This is a genomic window from Streptococcus mitis, from assembly GCF_009496205.1.
In the GTDB taxonomy this organism is placed as follows: domain Bacteria; phylum Bacillota; class Bacilli; order Lactobacillales; family Streptococcaceae; genus Streptococcus; species Streptococcus mitis_BN.
Map to the genome: position 1 here is coordinate 1 of NZ_WIJO01000071.1, position 7,811 is coordinate 7,811.

The following is a 7,811-nucleotide window of genomic DNA, read 5'->3' on the forward strand; positions in this document are numbered from 1 at the left end:
TTCTTTTTTGTCATAGTAGACCTCATTTCTAACTCAAACGTCTTACACTTAATTCCACCATAAAAATCCGTTTTAGACTAATTTCCACTTTGACCAGCCAAGTGGAAGTTACTTTGAGAAGTTACCTAGTGGTTTGAACTTTGATTTTTCTTAGTGTCTGATGGATTTTTAAGGCTTTTTATGGTATAATAAAACGATATAACTCGTTATTGAACAGAAGAGGAGAGACATGACTGATTTAAAAGCAATTCAGGCACGAAGTCTGGAGATGGCTGAATATTTTGTGGCCTTTTGTAAAGAACATGATTTGCTCTGTTATCTCTGTGGAGGAGGTGCTATTGGTGCCCTTCGAAACAAGGGCTTTATTCCGTGGGATGACGACCTAGACTTTTTTATGCCTCGTAAAGATTATGAGAAATTAGCAGAATTATGGCCTCGCTATGCAGATGAGCGTTATTTCTTGTCAAAGAGTCACAAGGATTTTGTCGATCGCAATCTTTTTATTACCATTCGTGACAAGGAAACCACCTGTATCAAGCCTTACCAGCAGGATTTGGATTTGCCACATGGTTTGGCCTTGGATGTGTTGCCTTTGGATTATTATCCTAAAAATCCAGCTGAGCGGAAAAAACAGGTTCGTTGGGCCTTGATTTATTCTCTTTTTTGTGCGCAAACTATTCCAGAAAAACATGGTGCACTTATGAAATGGGGAAGTCGCATTTTACTGGGTGTGACTCCAAAATCTCTCCGTTATCGCATTTGGAAAAAAGCTGAGAAAGAAATGACCAAGTATAGTCTGGATGAGAGCGATGGCATCACAGAATTATGCTCAGGTCCTGGTTACATGAGAAATAAGTACCTAATCGAATCTTTTGAGGATAATCTTTTCTTGCCATTTGAAGAGACAGAGATGCCCGTTCCAGTCGGCTATGATGCTTATCTCAGCACTGCTTTTGGAGACTATATGACACCTCCGCCAGCAGACAAGCAGCTACCGCATCATGACGCTGTCATCGCTGATATGGATAAGTCTTATACAGAATATAAGGGAGAATATGGAGCATGATGGGAGAAAAAATAAGCGTTATCGTTCCAGTCTACAATGTAGAAAACTATCTGGAACGATGTGTGGAGTCAATTCTTCATCAGACTTATACTGATTTTGAACTAATCCTAATAAATGATGGATCTACTGATTCCAGTGGACAAATCTGTGATCATTTAGCAAATCAGTATGAGAATATCAAGGTTTACCATATCGAAAATGCTGGTGTTTCTAATGCCAGAAATATTGGAATTCAGCTAGCGACGGGTGTTTGGATAACTTTTGTTGATAGTGATGATTTCGTCACCAAGGATTACCTAGCTACTTTAGCTAGTGCAGTTGAGGGAGAACATGTAGGTTTTGTGATTGCTCTTCTACACCATATCAAAAATGGCATTGTAACAGACCTTCCTCCACATTCTGGAAAAACAGAACTCTGGTCAACAGAAGAAACCATGAAGGAACTACTGATGACTACCAGAACGTCATTTTTTCCAGTCGCAAAACTGTTTAAGAGTGACCTGCTGGCAGATGGTAAATTTAATACAGACTACCATCTAGCAGAAGATGCCTTGTTTTTAACTGAATTGCTACTAAAGACAAGATGTAGTAGCGTATTTATTGACAAACCGATTTATTATTATGATCATCGTGAGGGAAGTGCGACAACATCTGTTAATCGGTATGTATTTGATACGATAGAAGTTTATAAGCAAATAATTGCTCAAGTTTCACAAGTCTTCCCTAATTTAAAATATGAATTAATAAACAGAGAGTGTTGGTCGTACATCACAGTTTACGATAAAATTATCTTTACTTCACGTGAAGAGTATCAAAAGGAGAAAGCCGAGCTGAGGACTTGGATTGTTCAGCATCGACGTAAAATATGGAAGGATGCTTATTTCACTACTTTTCGCAAGGTAGCGATCCTCTCACTTGTCATTTCTCCATGGCTATATAAGAAAATTGTTGGATTAAAAAACTAATATCATGAGAAGGAGTTGAAAATGAATTTTTCAAAATTGGATGAATACTTTGAAAAATCAAAACTATGGATTGCGTATCTATTTGTTTTTATTTCGATTTTAAGTATGAGTTCACTGGTTTATAAGATAGCAAATCCCCTCTACAAGGGATTATCAGCGATTGTAGTACTTTATATTTGCTGTACCTTATTGTTTAAGTGGAAAGAAATCACAGTAGATCGCAAATTTCTGTCCTTATTTGGTCTATTGGCTGGAAGTCATCTGTTATCAGCTATTTTTAATCGCTCTGGACATTTGATTGGAAATGTGATAGAGATCCTCTTTATGGTGACCTATATTTTATTATTTACCATGTTAGAATCAGGGCAACTTAAAAAATTATTTGACTGGATTGCCTATACGGTTCAAATTGTATCTTTTTCTTCAGCAATTTTTGCGTTTGGTTTATTGGTAAGTAGAGTCCTTATCCTATTTAAGATTGGCGAACAATCTTATTACTATGGTGTTATGAATGGACGTCTGTGGGGGATTGTTAATCCAAATGCTAGTGCGATATTTTCATATATTAGCATTATTTTGGCTATGTATTTGATTCATAAAGGAAGTAAATATTCTGTCTATCTTAAACTGAATAATGTAATTCAATTAGTTTACTTCGCAACCATGCAAAGTAGAGGAGCTTTATTATCTTTAGTGTTAATGATTGGGTTTTATAGTTTCTTTATTAACGGGGGCAAGTTAGCTAAGCGATTTCTAATCTTTATTATTTCTGCTTTACTTGTTTCTGCTGCTAACATCGGATTGAGTTATGTAACCTCTATTTACATATCCTCGGGGAAAGCGACTGTATTAGACTTAAATAAAGGACAATCTTATGCAGAAACGGATTCTTCAGTTATAAAAAAAACAGGTGAACTTCATCTAATAGAAACAACACCTAGTGGCAGAACTTATATTTGGAAAAATGCTATAAAAATGGGAAGTGAGAAACCAATTTTTGGTTATGGTGTAAGAAATGTTCCAGATTATTACACAAAATATTTCAGTAAATTTGAGATTCAAAATTCTCTTATTGGTGGAAACTTTCATAACATTTTGGTAACGATATTTGTTAGTTCTGGAATTTTAGGTTTAGTTTCCTTTCTACTTCTACTAGGATATATAATTAAGCGCTTTTTGACTTATTTGATTGTTTCTAAAAGGAACTCTGAAAAGTTGATTATGATTCTTTTCTTTGGCATCTTGTTCGGTCAATTATTTGAAAGTCAGATTATGTACTCAACTAACTTTATTAATATTATCTTTTGGTTGATTATTGGTTATGGATTAGTTGTTTGCAAACGTGATGAAGGTATTCGTTATCAGGAAGTAACTGATATTAGAGAGATTCAACAGATGGAACTAGGAATCATGGAATACATTCATGAAACTTGTCAGAAAATTGGTGTCAAATATTTCCTAGCTTATGGCAGTCTTATCGGTGCGGTTCGTCATAAAGGTTTTATTCCTTGGGATGATGACATGGATATCTGTATGTTACGAGAAGATTATGAAAAGTTGCAAGACTATCTTATCGCTAACCCTGACGAACGTTACGAAGTGATGTCTTATAAAAATAATCTCAACTATGTCTATCCCTTCATGAAGGTCAAAGATAATCAGACCTATCTAGTGGAGGAGGATGTGCGAATTGATTCAAATATGGGAATCTATATAGATATTTTTCCTGTAGATGGTTATGAAGATGATCAGTCTTTTAAAGACAAGATGACCAAGATTATTAAAAAGCGTCAATTAAGTTGTTACACATTCAAAGGAATTACGAATACTAAAAGTGTAGTAAATTCAATTATGCGCTATATTTCTGTTATTATCTTTTATTTAACTAATACAAATAAGTATGTTTCTCAAATTGATGAATTGGCTAAATCAAGAAAAGTAGAAGATTATGAACAAGTAGATTACCTTATTTATAAAGATATGAACAAACCTGTTTGGAAACGCGAATGGATAGAAGATGTTGAAACTGGCAATTTTGAAGGCAAGGAATTTATGATACCAAAACACTACCATGAAATTCTCACTTCAGATTATGGAGACTACATGCAGTTGCCACCAGTAGCTCAACAAGTTTCTCATCATGATTTCAAACTATGGAAAATTGTGGATAATGGATAATATTTCTTTATTAAAGGAAAGAGAAAAAATTAGGAGTTACAAAAATGTCTGAGAGAATCTTAAGTCTAGAAGAGATTAAGCAAGTGGAACTTGATATTCTAGAGTATTTACATGAAATCTGTGAAAAACATGATATTAAGTATTTCATCGATTTTGGAACCTTACTAGGAGCTGTACGCCATAAAGGATTTATCCCTTGGGATGATGATACAGATATTTCCTTGGCACGGGATGAATTTGAAAAACTTTATAAGATTTTAAAAAATGAAAATCATCCATACTATAAATTGATTTCCTTTAGAGAAACAAAGGGATATCCATACAGTTATATGAGAGTCTATGATATAAGAACACGTAGAGATGCCAATCTTAGAGATTCTAAGGTTGTATTGGGAACCTGTGTTGATATATTTCCGTATGATGGTGTCGCAACGGAGAAAAGTGACCGTAAAAAAATGAAACTCTACCAATATCTTATTCGCCTCTCTTCTTTAAATTTTAAGGGTATCAAATCTGAGATGGGGGGACTTAAAAATCTACCTCGTTACATTGGGTCAGCTATTTTTCAACTAAGTTCTCCACAAATTTGGAATCAAAAATTAGAGAATCTTGCTTTGAAATATAGTTTAGACCAAGCTGAGTATCTTGCTTGTACGATATTTGATCCTAGCTTTTCAGAGGGAATCAAAAAAGAATGGCTCTATGATTTGATTGATGTACCGTATGAAAATATTGTAGTGAAGGCTCCAAGAAAATACCATGAAATACTTGTCTACGAATTTGGAGAAAACTATATGACTCCACCACCTATTGAGCAACAAGTCCCAGGAGGAGATAAAAATTATTGGATTGATTAGTATAAGTTTCTTATCTTTTAAAATAAAGGGGTTTTCAAGATGAAAAATAAACAGTTAATAAAATTAGTTGGGTATAGTTTTCTTGTATTCTTTCTAACGCTGATTCAGTTATCGCAAGGAGTAGATGCAAATACTATCTCTGCAGGTTCGGGCAATCGTATCCATTTCATAAATACTAAAGCAAAATCTGGGAGTGACGCCATCCTTCTGGAAAGTAATGGTCACTATGCTTTGATTGATATGGGAGAAGACTATGATTTCCCTGATGGGAGTGACCCACGCTATCCAAGTCGCTGGGGAATTTCCATGAGAAATTATCAAGTATTGGAGGATCGATTGATTCGCCACTTGGATCAAATAGGTGTAAAAAAATTAGATTTTATTATAGGAACTCATGTCCATAGTGACCATATTGGTGGAGCGGACGAAATACTCAATCGATATCAAGTCGGTAAGTTTTATTTGAAAAAATATTCAGATGATCGGATTACAGCGAACTGGGGACTATGGGATAATCTTTTCAATTATGATAATGCTTTGAGAGCAGCTCAAAAACGAGGAGTTACTCTTATTCAGAACATTACAGATGAGGATAGTCACTTTAAATTAGGTGATATGGATATCCAACTCTATAATTATAAAAATGAATATGACGCTGATGGCAACCTGAAAAAAGTTCGAGATGATAACTCAAACTCAATCGTTTCAGTGGTAACTGTGGCAGGAAAGAAAATCTATCTTGGTGGAGATTTGGATAACGCCGAAGGAGCAGAAGATAAGTTAGGTCCAGTTATCGGCAAGGTTGATATGATGAAATGGAACCATCATTATGATGCGACAATTTCAAATACGATTAATTTTCTTGAAAACCTATCTCCAAAGATGATTATTCAGACAACTGGTGGTGATATTAATGTTGCTTCAACCAGAGAATATCTCCAAAAGAAAAATATTCAAGTTCTCAGAGCTTCTAGTCAAACTCAGGATGCAACTGTTTTTGATATTAGTGATAGCGGATTTGCCAATGTTTCTAATCTATTCCCTGACATCCCTGTAGTTGATGAAAAATGGTATCAAGAAGGTGGTTACTGGAAATATCGTTTACCTGATGGGGAAATGGCTATCGGTTGGAGAGAGATTGACGGAGCCACTTACTTCTTTAATGGAAAAGGGCAAATGCAGGCAGGTCGCTGGTTTCATATCAATGATGATTGGGGAGAAAATGCTAAGGGGAACGATTACTATCTTAACTCAAATGGTAAAATGCAAACAGGTGGTTGGTTCAAGCTGGATGGCTCTTGGTATTATATCCAATCAAATGGCGCTAGACGATTTAGTGAGCTTTCTGAAATTGGAGGGAAGAAATATCTCTTTGCAGAAGATGGTAAGATGCTAACAGGACATCAAGTCTTTAATGGCAAGAAGATGTTCTTTGCAGACAGTGGTGCACTACAAACAGCAGGTAAGCCTTCAACTTGGCAAAAGATTTTCTCAGATTGGTATTTCTATGACGAAGATGGTCTTCGGACTGTCGGTAAAAAGAATATTAACGGAATCACTTACTACTTTAATCAAGAAGGCGTGATGCAAACGGGTTGGGCCTTTATTGATGGTCACTGGAACTATTTTGCGAACTCAGGCGCCATGCAAACAGGTTGGATCAAGGATCAAGATACTTGGTATTATCTGGATAAAGATGGTATCATGCTTACTGGAAAACAAGAAATCAACAGTACTCGTTACTATTTGAACGCTAGTGGTGCAATGCAAACGGGCTGGAAACGGCTAGAGAACAATTGGTATTACTATGCGAACTCAGGAGCTATGAAAACAGGCTGGATTAAGGATAATGAGAAATGGTATTACCTAAATCAAGATGGTATTATGCAGACTGGGAAACAAGAAATCAACGGTACGCGTTACTATTTGAATACCAGTGGTGCAATGCAAACAGGCTGGCAGTGGCTTGATAAACACTGGTATTATTATGCTGACTCAGGAGCTATGAAGACGGGTTGGTTGAAGGATCAAGGAACATGGTATTATCTTGAAGATCAGGAAGGTATCATGCTGGTCGGTTTCCAACAAGTAGATGGTAAGCAGTATTACTTTAGTTTATCAGGAGCTATGCAAACAGGATGGAAATGGTTTGATAATCATTATCGTTACTTTGAAGGAAGTGGAGCTATGAAGACAGGTTGGATAAAGGATAAAGGAATCTGGTATTATCTAAATCCTGAAGATGGCATCATGTTGGTTGGCCTTCATAAAGTAAATGGTGATCATTATTACTTCGATGACTCAGGAGCTATGCAGACCGGTTGGAAACGACTTGATGGTAATTGGTACTATTTCCAAACAGATGGTTCCTTGTTGAAAAATGCAACTACGCCTGATGGTTATAAGGTAAACGAGGAAGGCATTTGGAGACAGACTGTTGCTGCTGTAAACGGCGAAGCAGATCAGTCAGAAAAGAAGCAAGAAGCTAATTCCTCTATTGCTGAAGAGCCAAAACAAGATTCAAATCTAGAAGTCAATACTTTTGACAAGAAAGAAAAAGAATAAATAAGAAACACCCTACTAGTAAACGTTCGTTTATCAGTAGGGTGTTCTTTTAGTGGCTCTTTGTCAACTGTAGTGGGTTGAAGAAAAGCTAATATCTAGAAAGGACAAATTTCGTCCTTTCTTTTTTGATATTCAGAGCGATAAAAATCCGTTTTTTGAAGTTTTCAAAGTTCCGAAATC

Annotated in this window: 5 protein-coding genes; all 5 read left to right on the top strand. The window is 35.9% G+C overall.

All coding sequences use genetic code 11. The features are described 5' to 3' along the window. The first annotated feature begins 229 nt into the window (after window positions 1–229). Genes GEZ85_RS09290 through GEZ85_RS09310 form a run of 5 tightly spaced genes read left to right on the top strand, consistent with a single transcriptional unit; the run spans window position 230 to window position 7,631 of the window. Entirely contained in the window at window positions 230–1,066 is an 837-nt protein-coding gene (locus GEZ85_RS09290) for a LicD family protein (protein WP_153210114.1), read from the top strand. Beyond that, window positions 1,063–2,031, top strand: a complete 969-nt coding sequence (locus GEZ85_RS09295; protein ID WP_153210115.1) for a glycosyltransferase family 2 protein — start codon at window positions 1,063–1,065, stop codon at window positions 2,029–2,031. Before GEZ85_RS09290 ends, GEZ85_RS09295 begins: the two co-directional genes overlap by 4 nt. Window positions 2,032–2,052: 21 nt before the next feature. Beyond that, the gene (locus GEZ85_RS09300; protein WP_153210116.1) at window positions 2,053–4,209 is read left to right on the top strand and encodes a LicD family protein; all 2,157 of its coding nucleotides are present in this window, start codon (window positions 2,053–2,055) and stop codon (window positions 4,207–4,209) included. Window positions 4,210–4,253: 44 nt separating this feature from the next. Then, the gene (locus GEZ85_RS09305; RefSeq protein WP_153210117.1) at window positions 4,254–5,066 is read left to right on the top strand and encodes a LicD family protein; all 813 of its coding nucleotides are present in this window, start codon (window positions 4,254–4,256) and stop codon (window positions 5,064–5,066) included. Between the two features lie 39 nt (window positions 5,067–5,105). After that, complete coding sequence (locus GEZ85_RS09310) at window positions 5,106–7,631, top strand: MBL fold metallo-hydrolase (RefSeq protein WP_153210118.1); 2,526 nt, start codon at window positions 5,106–5,108, stop codon at window positions 7,629–7,631. Window positions 7,632–7,811: the final 180 nt, after the last annotated feature.

Excerpts from the sequence above, each read along its gene's own strand:
- GEZ85_RS09310 (WP_153210118.1), top strand. The coding sequence starts at position 5,106 with ATGAAAAATAAACAGTTAATAAAATTAGTTGGGTATAGTTTTCTTGTA.
- GEZ85_RS09290 (WP_153210114.1), top strand. The coding sequence starts at position 230 with ATGACTGATTTAAAAGCAATTCAGGCACGAAGTCTGGAGATGGCTGAA.
- GEZ85_RS09295 (WP_153210115.1), top strand. The coding sequence starts at position 1,063 with ATGATGGGAGAAAAAATAAGCGTTATCGTTCCAGTCTACAATGTAGAA.
- GEZ85_RS09305 (WP_153210117.1), top strand. The coding sequence starts at position 4,254 with ATGTCTGAGAGAATCTTAAGTCTAGAAGAGATTAAGCAAGTGGAACTT.
- GEZ85_RS09300 (WP_153210116.1), top strand. The coding sequence starts at position 2,053 with ATGAATTTTTCAAAATTGGATGAATACTTTGAAAAATCAAAACTATGG.